The organism is Rhizobium rhododendri (assembly GCF_007000325.2).
GTDB lineage: Bacteria > Pseudomonadota > Alphaproteobacteria > Rhizobiales > Rhizobiaceae > Rhizobium > Rhizobium rhododendri.
Window position 1 is genome coordinate 755890 of the sequence record NZ_CP117268.1, and the last position, 21353, is coordinate 777242.

Here is a 21353-nt window from a genome sequence, read left to right on the forward strand (position 1 = left end):
CACGCTAGCCAGATTATGTGACAGTTTTAATAATGAGCAATATATATAGATATAACCTATAATTATATCATTCCCGTTTGTGTCTATTGAGCGCCGCTACCACGCACGCCTTCACAGTTTCGGGCGTGCGCGCTCCTGCGCACGGGGCGTTGCGCCGGATGCGACGAAACGATGCTGGGCGGCAATCTTGAGAAAGGCGGCGATTGCTAGGTGATCCGTGCAACTCGGCAGCGCGATGATATAGTGGCCGATATTGGCCGCGGCGTCGGACAGGAGGGCGATGTCAATATACTCGTCCTGTGACACCTCCCCTTCGATCGCCACGGCGAGACCCATGCCTGCTGCTGCCGCCGCATAGGCGACGTCGAGCGTTGCCACCTCGACCACGGGCTTGAGGATAACGCCATGTTGGGCTGCCAGCGCTTCTACCTTCATTCGGGTACCGGACGCACGGTTCCACAGGATCATGTCCTGCCTGTGCAGATCGGAAACGGCAATCGTGCCGGTTGAGAGCAGCGGATGGCCCTTTTTCCCATAGATGACGATGCCGCACCGGCGGAGTTCCAGATTTTCAAAGCGCGGATCGGGGCCCGCTTGCGAGACCGAGGCAACATCCAGCTCGCCTTTGAAGACCGCAGCGGCAAGTTCCAGCGATGGTCCGCCACGCGTACTCAGCCGCATCTTCGGAAAGGCCTGCACGAAGGTGGCCAGTGCCGGCATGATCAGCCTGTGGGCGCTGAAGCCGATCGACAACTGTCCACCGACCAGGCGACCGCTGTCACCAAGGGCCCGATCGACCTCATCGACGCAATTAAGCGCAACTCGGATTTTCGCAAGAAGCGCCTCCCCATCCGGAGTGACCCGTATCGCGTGACCTTCACGGATGAAAATACGTGAGCTGCAGAGATCCTGAAAAGCCTGAACTTGCGTTGAAACCGTGGGCTGACTGACACCCACCGCCGCAGCAGCGCGTGAAAAACTTCCGGTGCGAGCCAACGCATCGACGGCTCGCATCTGAGCCAATGTGACAGACGCCATCGCAAGAACCCCTCAATATCGGCAAATGCCCGCGGCGTTTCCGGTGCTCGTTGGGGCGGGAACCTGAAGGTTATCCATTATGACAATGTCGCTTACGTACCAGCTTTTAGATCTTTTCTTCAAGCGACTTATGCAATTTAACACAGTCCAAGGCGACCTCCACCAGTTGTGTTGGCGTCGTTTTTTAGTTAAACGCTAAGATTTATAGCATGCTAATATTATATGCCCCGTTCTCAATTTCGTTTGCGCAAGATGCGCGGTACCGTTCACGAATGGGGTCGAGGCTGGCGTGCAGACGCAACCTCGACCCTGTACCATAAAGCTATGTATCAGGCGGCCACCGACCACTGTTCGGGCTTATCCCGCACAAACATCCGGTCGAGATTTAAAAAACAAACCATGTCTGCGCCCTGGACGATGATGCCATCGGAATAGTCGGCACCAATATCAGTGGCAGGAGGAACTGGCTGCAGAAGGTCGGCGGTTACGGTGAGAATGTCTGACACGGCATCCACCAACAGGCCAACAACACCGTTGCTGACCTCAGCAACGACAATGGCGCTGCGCTCGTTCGCCTGGGTACCGTCCATGCCCAGCTTGATGGCAAGCTCAACGATGGGAATGACGGTTCCCCTGAGGTTGATCACGCCGACGACCTCGTCTGGCGCCTGAGGCAGCGGCGTCACAGGTGCCCATCCGCGAATTTCGCGGATCGACGTGGTCCTGACTCAGAACTCCTGTCCGTGCAGCCGAAAGGCAAGGATCTCGAGAGATGCGGGATTGGCTGAATTATTCGGCATCAGAACTCCTCCCAGTTGTCGGCCTTTGCGGCCGCCTGCTGACTCACGGCCCGGACGAGTTGCGCCACCATCCGCCGTGCTGGCGAGGCAACCGGCCTGTGCTGTTCGCGGACGACAGTCGGCTTGCTTTGGGTCCGAGCGGCCTTCCCGAGGCCATTGCCTGAATTTCCCTGCGCGGAACCGATCTGAAACTGCGATATCAGATGGCGTAGGCGAACGGCTTCTGACGCCAGTGACGAGCTTGCGGCAGTCGATTGCTCGACCATCGCCGCATTCTGCTGGGTCACTTGGTCCATCTGGTTGACCGCGATATTGACCTCGGAGAGACCGACAGACTGTTCTCGCGATGACAGGGCAATGGCATCCAGCTGGACATTGATGGTGACGACGTGGCCTTCGATCGCCTTCAGAGCATCACCGGTCGCGCGCACCAGCGTCACACCGTTGCTGACTTCGCCAGCCGAGTTGCGGATCAGTTCCTTGATTTCCTTAGCTGCCTGGGCCGAGCGTTGCGCCAGTTCACGCACTTCCTGGGCGACAACCGCAAATCCTTTGCCCGCTTCACCGGCCCGCGCCGCCTCGACGCCGGCATTCAACGCCAGAAGGTTGGTCTGGAAGGCGATTTCGTCGATCACGCCGATGATGTTCGAGATCCGGCTCGACGACTGTTCGATGCGCTGCATGGCGTCCACAGCATTCGAAACCACCTCACCAGATTGACGGGCAGACTGTTTGGCCTCTATCGCCACGTGACGGGCTTCTTCGGCACGCTTGGAAGAGTTCACCACGTTCGTGGTGATCTGGTCGAGCGCTGCGGCCGTCTCCTCCAGGGAAGCTGCCTGCTGCTCGGTCCGCTTGGAGAGATCCTCGGCGGCCTGGCTGATTTCACGCGATCCGCTATCGATCGCGCCTGTGGCTTCGGCAACGGCGCCTAAGGTTTCAGAGAGTTGTACGACGGCTGCGTTAAAATCTCCGCGCAGGCTTTCAAAGTCAGAGGCGAAGGGCGTGCCGAGGCGAAAGTTGAGATCTCCGTTCGACAGGTGCTTCAAGCCGTCTGCCAGGCCGGATGTGGCTTCGGCCATCTCTTCTGCCCGCTTGCGGTCGAGATCAGCGACACGGGCCCGTTCCGCCTCGCTGGCGTTGCGAATGCTGACTGCCTCCTGCTCAAGCTCGCGGGAGCGCAGGCCATTTTCCTTGAAGACCTGGACGGCCTTAGCCATGCTGCCGACTTCATCCTTGCGGTCCGTTCCAGCCACATCGACGCTAAGATCGCCATCGGCGAGACGCTGCATCGTGTCTGCAATGCCGCGGATAGGCTTGACCAGCCAAGAACGGATTGCAACAAAGCCGATTGCGAGCACGATCAAAAGACCGGCGATAATGCCGCCGACGGTCACCGTTACCGTGTGGTAGGAGTCAATAGTCAACTCATCGCTCTTGTCGTTGGCGCCCTTGTTGACCTCCTCTACGATCTGCGAGAATTTCGGGGTGATGGCGCGGAACGACGACTGGCATTCATCGATGAAAGTCTTCTGCGCGCGCGCAGCACTTTCGTCCGAGCGGCTGGCGTTGCCAAGCGCGATGGTGTTCGCGCAAGTCGTGTCGAGAATGCGCAGGCCTTCCGCTTTTATGGCGCCAAGATCGGAGCGCTGTGGAGTCCCGGCGATTGCGGCATCCATGAACTTTGCGAAGACGGCGCGCGAAGCCTCAAGTTCCTTGGCAGAACTCGCGGTATCCGCGTCGGTGCGCGCGATGGTCAGTTCGGCAATGGCAGTGCGCGCGCCTTGAAGAGTACGGTTCGCCCTGGCGAGCGCGATTGCTGCGGCTGCGTCGTTGGAGAGAAGATTGCTGTAGGACGTATCGATGCTTAGAATACGCGTTCCGGCGTAGCCTGCAACTCCAAGCGCAAAGACGCCGAACAGCGCCATGATAGTTAAGAATTTTCCAACGATTGGTATGTTTTTCATAGACGTGATCCGGCGGGGGTTTAATTTTCGGACCCAAAAGTCTCGAGTGTGGATCTGGTTCCCGATGCCTTGTACCGGTGCTTAACAGCGAATGTACGGAGACGATACAAAGCTGCAAAATGCGCGTGTGTGAAATTGACGTCCGCTGTCTCGCCCTCGACAAAATCTATACCGATATGGAAAGAGCAATGGCAGAGGAAAGCGAAACATGCGCCCCGAGTGTAGCTGCAGAAGTGGACGCGCAGACAGAGGCCAGATCTGATCAAGCGCATTTGCAATTGCCCCGCCGATTCAAACCTATTGAAAAGCAATGCGACAACTGTCACATTGTGCGCGACATCTGACGCAGGAGACGCACTATGGTTATTGTGGCCCAAGGGGGTATTCAAGATGGAGCAAGTGGAGCACTGCAAAAGGTGTCGGCCCTACTCGGCGGAACGCGTGTTTTATCGCGACGCCTAACCAGCGCGCTGGATGCCCATGAGCTGTTGCTCCACGGTTTGCCCGCATCGGCGGTCGATCACCTAGTAGGGAACTTGGTCTTTATCGGCAAAAGCCAATCCCTTGAGAAGGCCGTCGGCATGAGTTTGCGGACTTGGCAACGGCGCAAGGATGCGCCTTCAAAGCCGCTCAGCCAGGAACAAAGCGGACGGGCATGGAAGTTTGCTGAAATACTGGCAAAGGCGACTGATCTCCTGGGAACCCAGGGAGAGGCCGAGCAATGGCTTGAGCGTCCGGCAATCGGGCTGGACCAGCGTTGCCCGATCGACCTTTTGGGGACGCCCGCCGGTGTTGAGCTTGTCGAGGACTATCTCCAGCGGTTAGAATACGGCGTCTATGCATGACGTTTTTGCCCATCTCGCTTGGAGGCTCCGAGCTAATCGCATGGCGGCTCGATCAGGCGGCGTTCGCATCGACGTGGGACAGCGGCGAAGGCGCATACCGGGTTGGTGGCCGGTGGAATAGTAGGGGCATTCGTGCGGTATACTGTTCCATCGACCCAGCTACCGCAATCCTCGAGGTTGCAGTTCATAAGGGATTTCGAGCGCTCGATACCGTCCCACATGTCCTTACGGGTGCCGTTGTCACAGACGTCTCCGCGGTTCACGTTGTTGAGCCCGCTGACATTCCGAATCCAAATTGGCTCCGGCCGGGTATTCCAAGCGCCGGTCAACAAGCATTTGGCGACGATCTTTTGCAACGGCACCGATTTGTCGCCATCCCAAGCGCAGTCTCCTCTCATAGTTGGAACTTTATTTTCGTGGCAACCTTTGCCACGGGCTATTATGAGCCGAAATTTCAAGAGGCGTTCGCGCTCGACACGAGGCTACACCCACCCTCAGCATAATCATTTTTGGCCTGAAACACTCTCGCCCTGGCATCATTTGCGCTATACAGCACGCAAATTCACTTGGAGTATCTATGATAGAAGCCGCATTGCCCGACGAGCCGAAACCGTCGGTGGAACTGACGCCTGAACAAGCCGAACAGGCGCGTCGCGCTTATCTCCTCAAGCGTTTTTGGCGCAGTGCGCGCGGCTATTGGGGCCGTGATGGCGACAGGCTCGCATGGTTTTGCTCGATTGCACTTCTTTCTCTCATTGGCTTCAATGTCGCATTTCAATACGGGATTAACGTTTGGAACCGGAAACTTTTTGATGCGATCGAGCAGCGCAATGCCGGCCAGGTCTATTCCTTGGGCGCCTTGTTCCCTCCACTTGTGATTGGAAGTGTCTTTCTAGTTACCGTCCAAGTCTATGGGCGTATGCTGATGCAGCGCCGCTGGCGTTCCTGGCTGACAAAATCGCTCGTTGCACGGTGGCTCACCAATGGACGATACTACCAGCTCAACCTTATTGGCGGGGATCATCAGAACCCTGAAGCCCGCATTTCGGAAGATTTGCGTATTGCAACCGAAGCGCCGGTGGATTTTACAGCCGGTGTGATTTCGGCCTTTGTCTCAGCATCGACCTTCATCGTCGTTCTTTGGTCGATCGGCGGGGCGTTGACGCTCCCGCTGTTCGGCGCCTACGTCACTATCCCGGGGTTCCTGGTCATTGCCGCAGTCGTTTACGCGACAATTACATCCAGTTCGATCGCGTTTATCGGTCGAAATTTCGTAAAAGTCTCAGAGGCAAAAAACCAGATCGAAGCGGAGTTTCGCTACACTCTGACCCGCGTTCGGGAAAATGGCGAGAGCATTGCCCTTCTCGGTGGCGAGGAGGAAGAGCGCAACGATCTGGACCGCACTTTCAAAAATGTTCGAGAGCAATGGCGACAGCTTGCGCGCCAACACATGCGCACAACCCTTGTCTCGCAAGGGTCGATGTTGATTGCGCCAGTCGTGCCCGTTTTGCTATGCGCGCCGAAGTTTCTGGACGGCAGCATGTCTCTCGGGCAGGTCATGCAGGCGGCGTCAGCATTTACCATCGTCCAAGGTGCTTTCGGCTGGTTGGTCGATAACTACCCACGGCTTGCCGATTGGAATGCCTGCGCCCGTCGAGTGGCCTCATTAATGGTCTCCCTGGACGGACTTGAGCAGGCTGAGCAGAGTGAAGATGTTGGACGGATCAAACGCGGACAGACGCAAGGCGACACGATGCTTAGCCTGAATGATCTTTCGGTATCCCTCGGGGACGGTACCGCTGTGGTGAAGGAAACCCAGGTCGAGATAGAGCCAGGTGAACGCGTTCTCGTGTCTGGAGAGTCCGGCTCCGGCAAGAGTACCCTTGTTCGGGCCATCGCTGGTCTGTGGCCTTGGGGCGGGGGGAGCGTCAGATTCCGCGACAATATGGAATTTTTCATGCTCCCGCAGAAGCCCTATATCCCATCGGGAACCCTTCGTAGGGCTGTTGCCTATCCCAAAGCTGCAGACAACTGGACGGCTGATGACATTAATTCTGCCTTGGAGAAGGTTGGCCTTGGTCACCTGAGTGAGAAGATTGAGGAAGAAGCACCGTGGGATCACACCCTTTCAGGCGGTGAAAAACAGAGGCTGGCGTTCGCCCGTCTTCTCCTGAATAAACCTGATATCATCGTCCTTGATGAGGCAACGTCGGCGTTGGATGAGAAAACGCAGGACAAGATGATGCAGATGATGATCGATGAACTGCCGAATGCTACTGTGCTAAGCGTGGCCCACAGGGTGGAACTAGAGGCGTTCCACAGCCGTAAAATCACTCTGGAAAAACGGGAAGGGGGGGCTCGGCTTGTTAGCGATGTTGATCTGGCTCCGTTTGCCCGCAAAAGGTACGTAATATCAAACCTTCTCGCGCGACAGGGGAGGAGGCGAAAAATTTGACGAGTTCACACGGCATCACCATAAGCATTCTATGTTGATATTTTGGGGCACTTGCATTTTTGGCAGGTCGTCGACTTCAGCAATTTGCAGCAGGTCATCAGAACCAACGCTAAAGACATAGCTCAGGAGAAGTGTTCAAGCACCGCCAGAAACGTATGCCGGTCGCCCTGTCCCTCTGTCAGTTTAACGCGTCCCTCGATGTCGGCGAGATGGCAGTCCATCAGTTGCTTCGCTTTTGCGGCGTCCTTGGCCTTGACCGCCGCCACGATTATGCGGTGATGGTCCGCGCCGCAATCGTCCTTCCGGTCTTCCTCGTAAAGGGCCATGACCAGCGAGAGACGCGCGACAATCTTTGCCAGCATCTCGGTCAGGACTGCATTGCCGGCGATTTCCGCCAAGGCGATGTGGAACTTGCCGGACAGCACGGTCTTGGATTTCTCGTCGCCATGATGATGGATGTGCTCTTCCTCATCCGTCAGCCTCTGCAGTGCATCGAGCTGCTCGTCCGTCGTCCGCTCCACCACGAAATAAGCAGCATCCCCTCGATCTTGCGGCGTGCCTCGAACAGGCTTTTTGCCTGCTCGATACTCGGCTCTGGTCAGCTGCCATTCTGTTCGACGAGCGGGTCGTTGCTGCGGTCCGCCGCTTTATAGATTTTACTGCAAGCAGTTGTGTTGGCAGAACTTCCGACACCCGCGAACCGGTAATTAATGCCACGCCCCGCTGAGCTGCGTATGCAACTACCAACTCGCTGGCCTTGTTCTCGGTGCTCAGAATTGACGGGTCGGTGGTTCGAACTGGTTCAAGACCGCCAACCCCGTCGATTGTACGATATGACGCGACATTCTACGCCTTAGATGCCTGATCGCTTGGTGCCATATGGCGGGGTCCATTTCAATGCTCGCGGTTGAGACAGAAGAACGAGAGCGCAGCGCCGAGAAACAGCAGTACCACAGCGACGATGAGCGAGAGATGCATGCCTTGCATGAACGCGGCGGGCGCTGTGTCGCGTACGAAATAACCGCACGTAGCGACGCCGAGCATGCCGCCTACCTGTCGCGCCGTGTTGAGAACGCCTGACGCGATGCCCGCCCGTGACGGATCGACTGAGGAAAGAGTGACATTCGTCATAGTCGGCACCATCAGCGCGATGCCGCTTGCCGCCATCAGCATCGGCACGACCAACTGCCACTTGGAGCCGGTGACACTGACCGGAAGAAGCAGAAGATATCCACCCGCTGCCAGCAGGAGGGCGAACACCATGAGCCGGCGTACGCCGAGGCGTGTGATCAATCGGCCTGCGATGATGTTCATGAGCATGGGGACAATGGTCATCGGCAGGAAGGCGATGCCGGTTTCTTGCGGCAAAAAATGCTGCTCCAGTTGGAAGAACAGGCTGAAGACGAAGATCAGGCCGTAATAGGCGAAGTTGACGATGACGCCGGTGATCGAGACGATCGAGAAGGCGGAACTGGAAAAGAACGCCAGCGGCAGCATCGGTGCACGGCTTCGCGCCTCAATGAGGATGAAGCTGATTGCGGAAAGGACCGCTACGCCAAGGGCAACGAGAACCCGCGGATGCGCCGCGTCCGTCAGCGCCGTTGCCAGCGATGCAAGCGCTATCACGGCGGCTGCCTGTCCAGGCAGATCGAGCGACCGACCCTCGTTTTTGGGACTTGGCGCGGAATAGCGCAGGATCAGTGCCAGGCCAGCCAGCCCGACCGGAATGTTGATCAGGAAAACGCTCCGCCAGCCGAAATGCGTGACCAGAAAACCGCCGACCACCGGGCCGGCCGCCAGTGCGATGCCGCCCGCCGCTCCCCACCAGCCAACGGCGCGGTTCCGCTGTTCCTTGCCGGGGAACGCTTGGGCAAGCAGCGACAGCGAGTTCGGAACCAGCAGTGCCGCGCTCACGCCTTGCGCGAGACGCGCCGCGACCAGCGTCGGCAGCGTCGGCGCCAGCCCGCAGCCAAGCGAAGCGAGCGTGAAGAGAACGAAGCCGGCGATGAAGATGGCGCGCGCGCCAAAGCGGTCGCCTAGGGCTCCGGCCATGAGCAGCAGGGCGGCGAAGAAGAGCGTGTAGGCATTGACCACCCATTGGAGGCCGGCGACATCGGTGGAAAAGCTAGTACGCAAGGCATCGAGTGCGACGTTAACGACACTGACGTCGAGAAGAACGACCACAAAGCCAAGCGCGGCGGCAGCAAGCGTGATGCGTGGGTGTGGGGGGGAAGAAACAGTCATCGAGACAACCTTTCGAAGATAATTTGTCTCGAAACTACATCGATGATTTCTGTGCGAAAATTCGGTATATATGCCAGTGAACCTTGAGAAATCGCGCAAATGGCCGATTGGGAAAATCTCCGTCATTTCATCGCAGTGGGGCGCAGCGGCACCCTGTCCGGCGCGGCGCGTGCGTTGAACGTTGACCACGCTACCGTCAGTCGTCGGCTGGCGGCGCTCGAAGCCGAACTGGACGTGGCGCTGGTCGAACGCTTGCCCCGATCCTGTCGCTTGACGACGATCGGCCAGCAGGTTTTCGATCAGGCGGTGACGATGGAAGGTGCGGCGGACGGCATCGCCCGGATTGCCCGCGCCGCGCATATGCCGCTGATCGGAAAGGTCACGCTCAGCGCTCCGCCGGTGCTAGCGGCGCATCTGCTGGCGCAGCACCTCGCACACTTCCGATCTCGCTACCCGGATATCCGCCTCTCTCTCGCTGCGCAGGCGCAGCAGGTATCGCTCAGCAAAGGGAGGCGGATCTAGCTCTCCGGCTGGTACGCCCCGAGGAGGCCGGCAGCGTCGCACGAAAACTCGCGGCCATGGCCTTCGGTCTATACGTACGCCATGACTACGAGCATCGCGATGTGCCCGATCGATGGCAGTTCATCGCTTACGACGAGAGCTTTGCCGACATGCCGCAGCAGAAATGGCTGCTTGGCATTGCTGGCGCACGGCTCATCGCGTGCGAGTTGAGCGACATCAGTGGACATCTACTTGCGGCGCGGGCCGGCGCAGGTGTCGCCGGGCTGCCCTGCTTTTTGGGCAACGCCAACCCGGACCTGGTGCGCGTCGGTGAGGACGTTCCGCCCTTCTCCCGGGATATCTGGCTCCTCGTCCACCGCGATTTGCGCAAAACGCCGTCGGTCCGCGCCGTCATGGATTTCGTCGTCGCACTCATCACTGAGCATAACGGCTTTTCCGCGCGATGAGGATCGCCATGCACACGATATCGGCGATGGCACATCGCTGTGCCGATCTGTCATGGTGCGAGACTACGAGACCGGTCAGGGCTTTCCGCGGCATATCGTACGAGCGGTTCCGATCACGGACGAAGGTGCATAGATCCTGCGATGGATCGGCACGAATACCGAAGTCGAGGAACTGAGAGCCACTCGCGAGAAGCTCGACGACCTCGATCGCACGCTTGAACAACGCGTCGCCGAGCGCACCGCCGATCGCGACCGGATGTGGCGGCTGTCGACCGACGTCATGCTTGTCGCATCTCTGGACGCGAAAATCGCAGCAATCAATCCTGCGTGGACGTCAACCTGCAGCTCTTGTGGAAGGACGTGACGGGCAACGAAACGGCGGAAACGACGGATGCCAAGGCGCTTGCCGGCGTCAACCGCGGTTCCAAACCCGCAGCCCAGCTGCTTGCGTTGGGTCGTCGCCAGGCGCTTGAGCCAAGAGTCGTGAATATTGGGCGGTTGGTCCGCGGTATGGACGAGATGCTGAGTCGTACGATCGGGGAGGGGGTCGAAATCGAGACCGTCATATCCGGCGGGCTGTGGAACGCGCTCATCGACCCGATGCAGATCGAAAATGCTATCCTCAATCTGGCGATCAACGCGCGCGACGCGACGGAGGGGTTTGGCAAGCTAACCATCGAAGCAGGCAACGCGTATATCGATGACGCCTACGCCCGCATGCATGACGACGTTACAACCGGGCAATATGTCGTGCTTTCGGTAACCGATACCGGAACCGGCATGTCCCCGGAGATCATGGCAAAGGTGTTCGATCCCTTCTTTTCCACCAAGCCTGAAGGGAGTGGGACGGAGCTCGGCCTGTCGATGGTGTTCGGTTTCGCCAAACAGACCGGCGGTCGCCGGGAAACGGCTGCTCGCTGCGGCACGATGATGACCGCAATGGGGCCGTTAGCGGACCATCCGCTATAAGTTTCGGTTCGCGAGAGCCGCCACTCGCAGACTGTGGGAATGCCAATTTTCAAAAACAGCAATTTCTCCTGCCCGTTTGTAGCATGTGGAACCGGATGTCATTCGCGCGATATGGACAGCCCCGCAAGAAGTGGAGTGTAGGCGGCGAGCCGGTGGGTTATGAACTCCGTAAAGAGCCGCACGCGCTTCGTCTTGCGTGTCTCACCTTGCGTGAGATTCCAGACCGTTCCGTACATGTGCAGGTCAGTGCCCGGCACCCTCACCAGCAGGGGATCGGCATCTCCGACGAAGCACGGCAATGTCGTGATCCCGAGCCCTTGCCGCACCGCCGCGATCTCCGCCGCGGCGTCCGTGACTCTTAAGGGGACCCCCGTGGTACGAACCTGACCCGTGCTGGCCCACTCCGGAATTCCATGCATGCTTATCACGATCCATCGGATGGGATCAGGCGCGCCCTCACGGTAGGCGGCCAGCCGATCGCGGGATATGTAGACACCGCCGAACAGCTCCGGTCCCTTCAAGCCATGAAGATTGAGTGGAAGTGTTTGGCGATCGTAAACGACGCGGATCGCGACGTCGGCTTCTCGGTTGGTCAGGTTTGCCAGCTCGCCGGACGATAGAATTTCCATCTCGATATCAGGATGCAGACGCACGAATTCGGCGAAGTCCGGCATGAGCAAGTGTGTCGCGAGGATCGGCGTCAATGTAACGCGCAGAAGACCGCGCACGCTCTGGTCGCGCCCGAAGACGCGCGTCTCCAGCTGGTGCGACGACGCTTGCATCTGGTCCGCGAACTCAAGGACCTCCTCGCCTGCTGCCGTCAGGCGGTAGCCCGAGGGCAGCTTCTCGAACATCTGTGCCCCGAGCCGTTCCTCAAGCTGAGCGACGCGTCTGAGCACGGTCGCGTGATTTACCCCCAAGCGCTTGGCCGCAGCCCGCACCGAGCCGCCACGCGCTGCGGCAAGAAAGTAACGAACGTCATCCCAGTCGATCATGGTGCATTCCCGCGCCGCAGCTGCGCCTGCTGAAATGCAATTTAGCACGCTCGGTCACCGATCGCACGACCGTCGCTGCGTTGAATCATCTCTCTGGATCGTTTTTGCACCGCCGATGTGCGCGCTTCCGCACTCACCGTCCGGCTCCGGCGGGCCTATCTTCAGGTTCAGCAACAAAAGGATGGCTGACGTGACCAGATTGAATGGAAAGACCGCCGTGATCACCGGCGGCGCTACGGGTATCGGCCTTGCCGCTGCAAAGCGCTTCATCGAGGAAGGCGCCTTCGTCTTCATTTATGGCCGTCGGCAGGAAGCGCTCGAAGCGGCTGTCGCCGACCTCGGGTCCAATTCCCGCGCGGTGAAGGGCTCGGTCTCGGATGAGGCCGACCTCGACCGACTATACGCTGCAGTGATGGCGGAGCGCGGGAGGCTCGACATCGTTTTCGCCAATGCCGGGGCGGGAAGCCCGCTTGCGCTCGGCAAAATTACCGCCGCACACATTGACGAAACCTTCGACACCAATGTGAAGGGCACGATCTTCACTATCCAGAAGGCGTTGCCGCTGATGGGCGCTGGCGGTTCAATCATCCTGACCGGATCGAGCGCCGGCACGACCGGAGCCCCGGGATTTACCGCCTACAGCGCAAGCAAGGCGGCGGTGCGCAACCTTGCTCGGACCTGGGCGGAGGATCTGAAAGGCACCGGTATTCGGGTCAACGTGCTGTCACCGGGAGCGACGGCGACCGAATTGGCAAAGGAAGCGCTCGGCGAAGAGGGCCAGAAGGCCTACGGCGCGATGACCCCGCTCCAGCGCATGGCCGATCCCGCAGAAATCGCCGCCGTAGCCGCCTTCCTCGCGTCGAACGACAGCAGCTTCATGACCGCCAGCGAAGTCGCCGTCGACGGTGGCCTCGCCCAACTCTGACACCCGGTGCGGTTCCGCGCCCACTCACACATAGCGAAAGGCAAAGATTATGAAAAAAGTACTCGACGGCAAAATCGCAGTCATCACCGGCGGAAGCAGCGGGATTGGCTTGGCCACAGCGAAGCGCTTCGTGGAAGAAGGTGCGCAGGTCGTGATCGTGGGGCGACGCGAGAAAGCCTTGCAAGAGGCTGCGGCCCTAATCGGGAAAAACGTGACGACAGTCATGGGCGACGTCTCGCGCCTAGACGATCTTGACCGGCTCTATGACGTCGTGAAGGAGAAACATGGTCACATCGACATTCTCTTCGCAAACGCCGGCGCAGGGACAGTCGCGCCGCTCGCGGCAGCGACTGAGGCCCATTTCGACCAGACCTTTGATGTGAATGTGAAGGGCCTGTTCTTTACGGTGCAGAAGGCCCTTCCCCTCTTCAAGGACGGCGGTTCGATTATCCTGAACTCGTCGGTCTCGAATGTGATGGGCCTGCCAGCGTTCAGCGCCTATGCAGCTAGCAAGGCGGCTGTTCGCAGCTTCTCGCGGTCTTGGACCCAGGAGCTGAAGGATCGCAATATCCGCGTTAATACGATGAGCCCCGGCGCGATCGAGACCCCCGCCCTAGCGACAACGACCGGCCTTACCGCCGAGCAAGCCGAGGCGGCAGTCGCCCAGTTCGCGTCACAGATCCCCATGGGTCGCAGGGGCAAGCCAGAGGAAATCGCGGCGGCCCTCACGTTCCTCGCCTCCGATCAAAGCTCGTACATTACCGGCATCGATCTCGCCGTCGATGGTGGTTGGGCGCAGGTTTGACACGGCATTAGTACAGATAGGAGAAACATCATGAGCTATGCAATCATCGGATTCGGGAATATCGGCCAGGCTCTGGCCAAGGCGTTCGCGCGCAAGGGCATCGACGTGACCGTTGCAACCACGCGTGACCCGGAAAGTTTTGCAGTCGACGCAGCGGCGATCGGGCCCGAGGTCATCGGCAAGACGCTGGCGGACGCCGTCAAGGCGGACTTCATCTTCCTGGCTGTCGGTTTCGAGGCGCACTCGGACGTCGCAAAAGCACTTCCGACCTGGCAGGGGAAAACAATCATCGATGTGACCAATGCCTACGGCGTTCCTCCCGAGGCGCTGGGAGGACTGCCATCTTCGAAGTTCGTCGGGCGAGCCTTTAATGGCGCAAGGCTGGTCAAGGGGTTCAACCACCTGGGCGCTGCCACCCTTGCCCAAGATCCAGCCGCACATGGCGGCAGACGAGTCGTGTTCCTGGCAAGCGATGACGATGCTGCCGCCGCGGAAGTTGATACGCTCGCGGAAAATCTCGGTTTCGCAGCCGTCAAGCTTGGCGGACTGTCGGAAGGCGGGCTTCTCGTGCAAGCGCGCGGAAACAGCTGGGGTCATCTGATCTTCAAGGATCTGGTCAAGTTCGACTGACGAACACGACGTGCCAACCGGCAGGGCTACGATGCGCGGATCGGATCGAGCGCGAACCGATCCGTGCGAAATGGAGGAATCCCCATGAGTATTGAGAAGAACATCCAGACCGTGAAGGACTTCTTCGCCGCGATCGGCCGGGGCGACGGAGAGGCTCTGCTGGCGCTGGTCACTGAGGACTTCGAGTGGATCATCCCGGGCGAGGAATGGCCGCTGGCCGGAACCTACCGCGGGCACGCGGGGCTCGCGGCTTTGCTGGAGACGGCATCCAAGTCGATGGAAACTTCCACGGAACCTCGCGAGTTCGTGGCGCAACGAGACCGGGTTCTCGTCGTCGGCTTCGCCAACGGGAAGGTCAAAGCCACGAACAAGCCGTTCGAGGATGACTGGATCTTCGCCATGACGGTCCGGGACGGAAGACTGACCAACATCCGGGAATATGTCGACACGCAAGCGCTGGCGCTGGCCGCGCAGATGGACGCAGGCGTCCGGGTGTAGCTCAGGCGATCTACTGCCCGGGCGGGCAACAGATTGACCAGTCATGGATCGGCCCATCGCACGCCAGGCGCTTCGAATACTAACCCTGAAGGAGATACCTATGTACAATCAATCCAAGCAATCCGAGTTGATCCGTTTCGCACGAGCCAATGCGGGCTCCACCGTGATCGACGTTTACCCAGGCGATGGCGACTGGACCCGTCTCTTCTCCGACATCGTGGGACCCGAAGGGCGGGTTTACAGCTTCGTGCCTGCCGAAGTCGCCCACTTCAGGAACGATCCAGTCGGCCTCATGCGGACCCTCGCAAAGGAGCCGGGCCGAGAGAACGTCGACGCTGTCTCGTCGGATCTTGTGGAGATGCCAAAGGTCACGCAGCCAGCGGATGTCCTGTGGCTGCACCTGTTCTATCACGATCTCCACACCGCGCTGATGCAGACCGGGGGCGCGACAGCGGCCGATTTCAATCGAGCCGTCTACGAAGGGTTGAAGCCTGGTGGGTTCTACGTCATCGTCGATCACTCCGCCGCCGTCGGCTCAGGCACGAACGACGCCCAGTCGCTCCATCGGATTGATCCTGCTTCCGTTCGAGAAGAGGTCGAGGCAGCTGGCTTCCTGCTGGACGCGAAAAGCACAATGCTGACGAACAGGGACGATCAGCACTCGATCAAGGTGTTTGATCCCTCGATCAAGGGCGAGACGGATCGCTTCGCCTATCGGTTTGTTAAGCCGTGACAGGGGCCAGCGCCTCCCTCAAGTCGACTTCCCAAGGATACAAGGATACAAGGATACTGCGCGACTGCGTGAGTTTGCAGCAACGACAGCTTTCGGAGCTGGCTGGAGAGCCTTCAAATGTCGAGCTTGCAAAGTCTTATAGGATCAACACCCTTGTGCATGACGATCACTTTTGGTTGCTCTCACCCTACCGCACGGCGGTAGCAAAGATCAGCTCCTGGGCTGCAGCAGGGCCAGCACGACCGTGCATGCGGCCAGGATTGCGGTAAGCGTTAGGGGTCCCGTAGCACCATAGGTGTCTACGATGTAGCCTCCAACGACCGCGCCAATCGTGATTGCCACCTGGAATGAGGTCACCATCAGGCTGCCCGCGGCCTCCAGCGCGTCGGGTGCGGCGCGGGACAGATTGGTTGGCAGCACCACCGGCGCCATGCCGAAGGCGAGGCCCCACAGCGCCGCGAAGCCGAACGCAACGCCGATGTGCACGCCCCAAAGTACCAAAGCAAGCGCCGCAAACGCCATTAAGCCGGCGGTGACTGCGAGGGCAATGCGGATATTGGCGTCGGCCATGCGACCACCGGCGATGTTACCGATCACAGCGGCAATGCCAAATCCGAGCAGCGCCAGCGCAATCGGACCGGTTGTTAGATGCGTAATCTGTTCGAGGAAGGGGCGCACATAGACCGAGCCAGCGAAGTGCCCCGTCATGAGCAAGAGGATAGCAAGCATGCCGATCTGAATGCCACGCCGCCGTGTAAGCCGGAAAACGTCGGCAAGGCTGTTGCGTGTGCTTGCAGGAAGGGTCGGGAGACTGAGCCACTGCAGCAACATGGCAAGTGCGGCCAGCCCCGCTGTCACGGCCATGGCGGCGCGCCAACCCAACCAGTCGCTGATCAATGCACCCATGGATGGTGCGGCGATGGTGGCTAGCGAGACGCCAAGCGTGACGATCGCCATGCCCCGGCCTGTTGCATTGGCGCCAACAAGTCTTGCTACGACCGCAACTGAAAGCGCCCAGAAAGCGCTCAGCGCAATGCCCAGCCCGGCTCGACCTAACAACAATAGCCAAAATTCGGAGGCATTCGCCGCAAGAATGTTGGAGCCGACCGCCAAGGCACTCAGACCAACCAGCACCGTCTTGCGGTTCAATCGGCCAATCAGAACATTGCTCAATATAGCCGTCACGGCTCCGACGGAGGCGGTGGCAGTAACGACCTGTCCGGCCATTCCCTCGGTGACACCAAGATCGCGCGCCATTGGTGTTAGCATGCCTGCTGGCATGAACTCCGCCGACACCAGAGCAAAGCTGGCGGCCGCCATCGAAAGGACCGCGAACCAGGTGGCCGAGCTCCACGCGGCTGGCGGAGCGGTATCGGAGTCTTTTACTGCGCCTTCAAGCTGGAATGTTGTGTCCGTCATCGAGATGTCTCCAAGAGTTGAAGATCTTCATAAACAACTTTCCTCGGATGCGATGTGCCTTAAAATCCGAAATCCATGTCTGTTCGTCCGGAAATTGTGCGACGCACAACGCCCGGCGAGACGTTGGTGATACGCTTGAATGCGCGCGCGAAGGACGCCTCAGACTCGTAACCCAACCGCGTGGCGACGTCGGCAACCGACATGCCGTTTTGGCCCAACAACTCCCGGGCAAGCTGCATACGCAGACGGGCGAGATAGTGTGCCGCGCCTTCGCCTAAAACAGCGCTGAAGCGCTCCGCGAAAATCGAACGCGATTGACCTGCAACACTAGCGAGCTTTTCCAGGGTCCAGTTATGGCCGGGGTCTCGGTGCATGGCTGCCAAAGCGCGGCCGATATTGGGGTCGCGGATGGCGGCGAGCCAACCGACGGTCGAGGCGCCGGTACAATTGACCCAGCAGCGGATCAGCCGCGCTGTGAGGAGGTCCGCCATTCGTGACAAGATAGTGGCGCTGCCCATCTGTGGATGTGTTGCCTCTTCTGTCATCGCTGCCAGTAGGGGGCCAACGATCGGGTCATTGCCTGCCACGTCACAGCCCTTGATAATGGGCGGCATCAAATTGATCAGGGGATCGAGAGCACAAACGCCCAAGGCCATCGAGCCACAGAAAAGGGTGCTTGTTGCGCCTGTGCCTTCTCGCACCACTTCGCAAACGTTGCTCCCCACCTTGGTCACCTGACATCCGTTGAGAGCGTCATCGACAACATCTGGCGCACTGGCAAGTCGGTGGGCGATGCCCTGCGGTAGCAGTACCAGATCGCCATCGCGCAATTCTTGCCAGCCTTGGGCTGCCGTATGGATCCAGCAAGGACCTTGGCTGACAAAGTGAAAACGAAGCAGTTGTTGTTGTGGAAAGGCGATGCTCCATGGGTGCCGGAGCTCACAGCGGCTATAGCTAACGCCACTCAATCGGAAGTCTTGCAGGACTTCGCTTAGCGCATCCACTGGAATATATGGCGAAGACGGTTGGGACGGACGGTCAAGCATTTGCGCATTATAGAAACCAAACGTCCGGTAGGCAATCGGGAAAAAAGTTCGTAGATTCCCCATTCGATCTCTTTGTGTACCAAGGTGAGGCTGGACGAACGGCGTGCGAGAACACATCCTGCCTTGGCTCAAGTCCCAAACGCTTAACTGCTGCATAATCAGGACCTAACCCCACACCGTTGTTCGCACGATCCTAGTACGGGGTGGTACCTAAAGTAAGTTCCATAAATTACGGTTACGCTTTAGGCGTTTCGTTTTACTTACGTTTTTAATTTCTGTACGCGTCGGTAGTTCGCATCTCTTCAAGCGCAAAAAGAGCAGGGATTCCGTGAAGTGCTCCGGTCTCATGAGGAGTTGGAGTTCGCCGTTGCGGCAAGCAGGCACGGCGAACGGTAGGTGCTGGCCGCTCATGAGCGACTTCACCTCGTGGTTCGCCGGCAGCACGTTCTTCTTGGGGATGGCAGAAGTCCGCCACAGACAGGGTATGGATCTCATCAGCCTCAGCGTTGCGGGCCGGATTGCGAACGCTCTCCAATAAGTGAACCGCATTATGCAAACGTCCTTGACAACCCGCGGCAAACCCGGCCAATTTGACGTGTGGTATCAATGTTACTTGGCAGTCAACCTCCAAAAGAGATCAAGTCCTTTGCCCTGCAGCGAATGGCTGAATGAGGCGGATAGATAATGACTTACACATCTCACGATGACTGTCCCGAGGAATTCAGGCTTACCCGTCGGAAGTTGATGGTGGGTGGCGTTCTATTCGCCGGAGGCGTGTTGCTGCCCCCGGAGGTTTTGGCTCAATCTTTAGATGTGAGCACGCCGGATTTTTCGCCAAAATTCATGGAGGTGTCGTCTCTTCTGATCGACCATCGTTTGGATCCTGAGGTCGGTGGACGCATGGCTGCGGCCATGCTGCGTATAAATTCAGAGATTGCGCAGGATATTGGGGCGATTATTGACATCGCAAAGAAAAAGAATGCCAAGATCGTTGAGGATTTCTTCGCGGATATCCCGGATGGACGCCTCAAGAATAGCGCCTTGGCCATCATTTCGGCCTGGTATACGGGCGTAGTGGAAAATTCAGCTAACGCGGAGGTCTTTGCCTTCGAGACGGCGCTTATGTACCAGCCGACCCATGACGTCATGACAATCCCGACCTACGCTATATCCGGTCCGAATGGATGGAATGCGGAGGCCCCGCCGCTCGGCGACATGCCGACATTCTAACAAAAGCCGCCACTTGCATGAGACCGCCGCTGGCGGCTTTTACGTAAGTCGAGCAAGAAGCCCTCTCGAGGACAGAGCCCTTTGACAGGGTTAGGCGGGGTTGACGTACCTACTCGGATCCTTGGATAGTTGGAATTAGTCAGATGGCAAACAATTATAGTGCGGACGTCATTGTCGTTGGAACAGGGGTTGTAGGTTGCCTCGTCGCCGAGCAGGCACTGGACGCAGGCCTGTCTGTTCTCATGCTGGAAGCTGGCCCTCGCGTCGAGCGCTGGCAGATTGTTGAAAACTATCGCAACGTACCGCCTCGGTTTAAGCAGAATTGGAATGCGCCTTATCCGGCGAAACCCTGGGCACCGCATATTGAATCAGAGCTGGCAGACGCCACGACCGACTACCTGCAGCTACAGGGGCCGAACGGGCGTGCATATCGGCAGGGTTATGTGCGTTATGCTGGCGGCGCTACGTGGCATTGGGCGGGCATCTGCTGGCGTCTGCATCCCGACGATATGCGGATGAAAAGCCTTTACGGCGTTGGCCGGGACTGGGCGTTTAATTACGACACGCTTGAACCGTATTACACCCGCGCCGAATACGCTTTGGGAGTGTGCGGTCCGTCCGAGGTTGACTTGCAATGGCCTCCGCTGCCGCGCTCCAAGCCCTATCCAATGGGCCGCATTCCTTTTGGCCAGGGAGAGCAACGGTTTACGGAGGCTGCTGCACGAGTTGGCATCACCAATCTTCCTGCCCCGCAGGCACGCAATAGCGGAGTTTCCTACGATGGACGACCGCCCTGTTGCGGCAACAACAACTGCTTCCCGGTCTGTCCGATCTCCGCGAAATACGATGCGGCCTCGGCCTTGCCAAGGATCGAAGCAAAGGGTGGCAGGATACTTGCGAATGCGGTTGTATACCGCGTCGAGACGGACGCAAAGCAAAACATCCAAGCAGTTCATTTCTTCAATCCCAACAAGGAATCGCAAAGGGTCGTCGGCAGGCTTTTCGTCATTGCCTGCAATGCCATAGAGACGCCGAAACTGCTTCTGATGTCAAAGGACGAGCGTAACCCGAACGGCGTTGCAAACCATTCGGATCAGGTCGGACGCAATCTGATGGACCAGCCCAAGATCAGCGCGCAGATGGTGCTCGCAGAGCCCATGTGGACGGGCGTCGGCCCGGTCCAGGGCAGTAGCATCATGATGACAGGGCAGGGCGATTTTCGAAGCCAACATGCCGGCGCTATGCTTCGCTGCGAAAATGCCGCTCTCAGTGCCGTGGGCGGTCAGGCTGCGCTCGCCAAGGGACTGGTTGGCAAAGCGCTGGACGCCGAGATCCGCAGGCTCTCGGCCTGCACCGCGCGGCTGACGATTGAGCACGAGATCCTGTCGGATCCCAATAACCGGCTGACGTTGTCGGATAAGAAAGATTGGCTAGGCCTCAACAAGCCCAACATCTACTATGATGTCGGCGAATACGTCCGCCGCAGCCATCAGGAATATACCCTGCCACTGCTGAAGAAACTGATCGCGGAGCTTGGCGCCGTCGAAAGCAACATCGCCACGACGTTCACCAATAGCGACCATATGATGGGGAGTTGCATCATGGGCACCGATCCCACCGACTCAGTCGTCGATGTCGATTGTCGCGCGCATGATCATCCGAATCTTTTTCTGCCGGGTGGCGCGGCGATGACGACGGGCGGATGCGGCAACAGCACCATCACCATGGCGGCTTTGGCCATGAAGGCCGCCGATGCCATCGTTGACCAGTTGAAGCGGGGCTGAGC

Annotated in this window: 19 protein-coding genes and 2 pseudogenes; 13 read left to right on the forward strand and 8 right to left on the reverse strand. The window is 58.8% G+C overall.

Annotated elements, in window-relative coordinates; all coding sequences use genetic code 11:
• Positions 1 to 111: 111 nt before the first annotated feature.
• The 3 genes and pseudogenes from PR018_RS21235 to PR018_RS21245 all read right to left on the reverse strand — a co-directional run bounded on the left by PR018_RS21235 (position 112) and on the right by PR018_RS21245 (position 3805).
• Positions 112 to 1038 carry a LysR family transcriptional regulator gene (locus PR018_RS21235; RefSeq protein WP_142832245.1) on the reverse strand — a complete coding sequence of 309 codons (927 nt, stop codon included), beginning with the start codon at positions 1036 to 1038 and terminating at the stop codon, positions 112 to 114.
• Positions 1039 to 1367: 329 nt separating this feature from the next.
• A pseudogene (locus tag PR018_RS21240) lies at positions 1368 to 1838 on the reverse strand (chemotaxis protein CheW).
• Positions 1838 to 3805, reverse strand: a complete 1968-nt coding sequence (locus tag PR018_RS21245; protein ID WP_142832246.1) for a methyl-accepting chemotaxis protein — start codon at positions 3803 to 3805, stop codon at positions 1838 to 1840. Before PR018_RS21245 ends, PR018_RS21240 begins: the two are co-directional and overlap by 1 nt.
• A 359-nt stretch (positions 3806 to 4164) precedes the next feature.
• On the opposite strand from PR018_RS21245, the gene parS reads away from it, so the two are divergent.
• The 3 genes from parS to PR018_RS21260 all read left to right on the forward strand — a co-directional run bounded on the left by parS (position 4165) and on the right by PR018_RS21260 (position 7105).
• The gene (gene parS, locus PR018_RS21250; protein ID WP_142832247.1) at positions 4165 to 4650 is read left to right on the forward strand and encodes a type II RES/Xre toxin-antitoxin system antitoxin; all 486 of its coding nucleotides are present in this window, start codon (positions 4165 to 4167) and stop codon (positions 4648 to 4650) included.
• The gene (locus PR018_RS21255) at positions 4647 to 5153 is read left to right on the forward strand and encodes an RES family NAD+ phosphorylase (RefSeq protein WP_142832248.1); all 507 of its coding nucleotides are present in this window, start codon (positions 4647 to 4649) and stop codon (positions 5151 to 5153) included. Before parS ends, PR018_RS21255 begins: the two co-directional genes overlap by 4 nt.
• A gap of 74 nt (positions 5154 to 5227) precedes the next feature.
• Positions 5228 to 7105: an ABC transporter ATP-binding protein/permease gene (locus PR018_RS21260; protein ID WP_142832249.1), complete on the forward strand. Its 1878-nt coding sequence runs from the start codon at positions 5228 to 5230 to the stop codon at positions 7103 to 7105.
• 122 nt (positions 7106 to 7227) lie between these two features.
• Here PR018_RS21260 and PR018_RS21265 read toward each other — a convergent pair.
• Both PR018_RS21265 and PR018_RS21270 read right to left on the reverse strand, forming a co-directional pair.
• A pseudogene (locus PR018_RS21265) lies at positions 7228 to 7700 on the reverse strand (FCD domain-containing protein); the annotation flags it as partial.
• A 299-nt stretch (positions 7701 to 7999) separates the two neighbouring features.
• Positions 8000 to 9349 carry an MFS transporter gene (locus tag PR018_RS21270; RefSeq protein ID WP_142832250.1) on the reverse strand — a complete coding sequence of 450 codons (1350 nt, stop codon included), beginning with the start codon at positions 9347 to 9349 and terminating at the stop codon, positions 8000 to 8002.
• Between the two features lie 99 nt (positions 9350 to 9448).
• On the opposite strand from PR018_RS21270, the gene PR018_RS28670 reads away from it, so the two are divergent.
• The 3 genes from PR018_RS28670 (at position 9449) to PR018_RS21280 (ending at position 11286) form a co-directional block, all read left to right on the forward strand.
• Complete coding sequence (locus PR018_RS28670) at positions 9449 to 9871, forward strand: LysR family transcriptional regulator (RefSeq protein ID WP_205470430.1); 423 nt, start codon at positions 9449 to 9451, stop codon at positions 9869 to 9871.
• Positions 9872 to 9879: 8 nt separating this feature from the next.
• Positions 9880 to 10317, forward strand: a complete 438-nt coding sequence (locus tag PR018_RS28675; protein WP_244615558.1) for a LysR substrate-binding domain-containing protein — start codon at positions 9880 to 9882, stop codon at positions 10315 to 10317.
• Positions 10318 to 10644: 327 nt separating this feature from the next.
• Positions 10645 to 11286 (forward strand): ATP-binding protein, encoded by a 642-nt coding sequence (locus tag PR018_RS21280; RefSeq protein ID WP_425064160.1) that lies wholly within the window; start codon positions 10645 to 10647, stop codon positions 11284 to 11286.
• Between the two features lie 98 nt (positions 11287 to 11384).
• Here the strand turns inward: PR018_RS21280 and PR018_RS21285 are convergent, their stop codons facing one another.
• The gene (locus tag PR018_RS21285) at positions 11385 to 12281 is read right to left on the reverse strand and encodes a LysR family transcriptional regulator (RefSeq protein WP_142832252.1); all 897 of its coding nucleotides are present in this window, start codon (positions 12279 to 12281) and stop codon (positions 11385 to 11387) included.
• Positions 12282 to 12471: 190 nt separating this feature from the next.
• On the opposite strand from PR018_RS21285, the gene PR018_RS21290 reads away from it, so the two are divergent.
• The 5 genes from PR018_RS21290 (at position 12472) to PR018_RS21310 (ending at position 15872) form a co-directional block, all read left to right on the forward strand.
• Positions 12472 to 13206: an SDR family NAD(P)-dependent oxidoreductase gene (locus tag PR018_RS21290; RefSeq protein WP_142832253.1), complete on the forward strand. Its 735-nt coding sequence runs from the start codon at positions 12472 to 12474 to the stop codon at positions 13204 to 13206.
• Between the two features lie 49 nt (positions 13207 to 13255).
• Positions 13256 to 14011 (forward strand): SDR family NAD(P)-dependent oxidoreductase, encoded by a 756-nt coding sequence (locus PR018_RS21295; protein WP_142832254.1) that lies wholly within the window; start codon positions 13256 to 13258, stop codon positions 14009 to 14011.
• 30 nt (positions 14012 to 14041) lie between these two features.
• The gene (locus PR018_RS21300) at positions 14042 to 14641 is read left to right on the forward strand and encodes an NADPH-dependent F420 reductase (RefSeq protein ID WP_142832255.1); all 600 of its coding nucleotides are present in this window, start codon (positions 14042 to 14044) and stop codon (positions 14639 to 14641) included.
• 84 nt (positions 14642 to 14725) lie between these two features.
• Positions 14726 to 15139, forward strand: coding sequence for a nuclear transport factor 2 family protein (locus PR018_RS21305; RefSeq protein ID WP_142832256.1), 414 nt, complete (start codon positions 14726 to 14728; stop codon positions 15137 to 15139).
• A gap of 100 nt (positions 15140 to 15239) precedes the next feature.
• Positions 15240 to 15872 carry a class I SAM-dependent methyltransferase gene (locus tag PR018_RS21310; RefSeq protein ID WP_142832257.1) on the forward strand — a complete coding sequence of 211 codons (633 nt, stop codon included), beginning with the start codon at positions 15240 to 15242 and terminating at the stop codon, positions 15870 to 15872.
• A 210-nt stretch (positions 15873 to 16082) separates the two neighbouring features.
• On the opposite strand, the gene PR018_RS21315 is transcribed toward PR018_RS21310, so the two are convergent.
• Together PR018_RS21315 and PR018_RS21320 are read right to left on the reverse strand one after the other, a co-directional pair.
• Complete coding sequence (locus tag PR018_RS21315) at positions 16083 to 17291, reverse strand: MFS transporter (protein WP_142832258.1); 1209 nt, start codon at positions 17289 to 17291, stop codon at positions 16083 to 16085.
• 59 nt (positions 17292 to 17350) lie between these two features.
• Entirely contained in the window at positions 17351 to 18337 is a 987-nt protein-coding gene (locus PR018_RS21320; RefSeq protein WP_142832262.1) for an AraC family transcriptional regulator, read from the reverse strand.
• A gap of 684 nt (positions 18338 to 19021) precedes the next feature.
• Between PR018_RS21320 and PR018_RS21325 the strand changes: the two genes are divergently transcribed.
• Positions 19022 to 19567 carry a sorbitol dehydrogenase family protein gene (locus PR018_RS21325; protein ID WP_142832259.1) on the forward strand — a complete coding sequence of 182 codons (546 nt, stop codon included), beginning with the start codon at positions 19022 to 19024 and terminating at the stop codon, positions 19565 to 19567.
• 143 nt (positions 19568 to 19710) lie between these two features.
• On the forward strand, positions 19711 to 21351 hold the full coding sequence (locus tag PR018_RS21330) for a GMC family oxidoreductase (protein WP_142832260.1): 1641 nt from the start codon (positions 19711 to 19713) through the stop codon (positions 21349 to 21351).
• Positions 21352 to 21353: the final 2 nt, after the last annotated feature.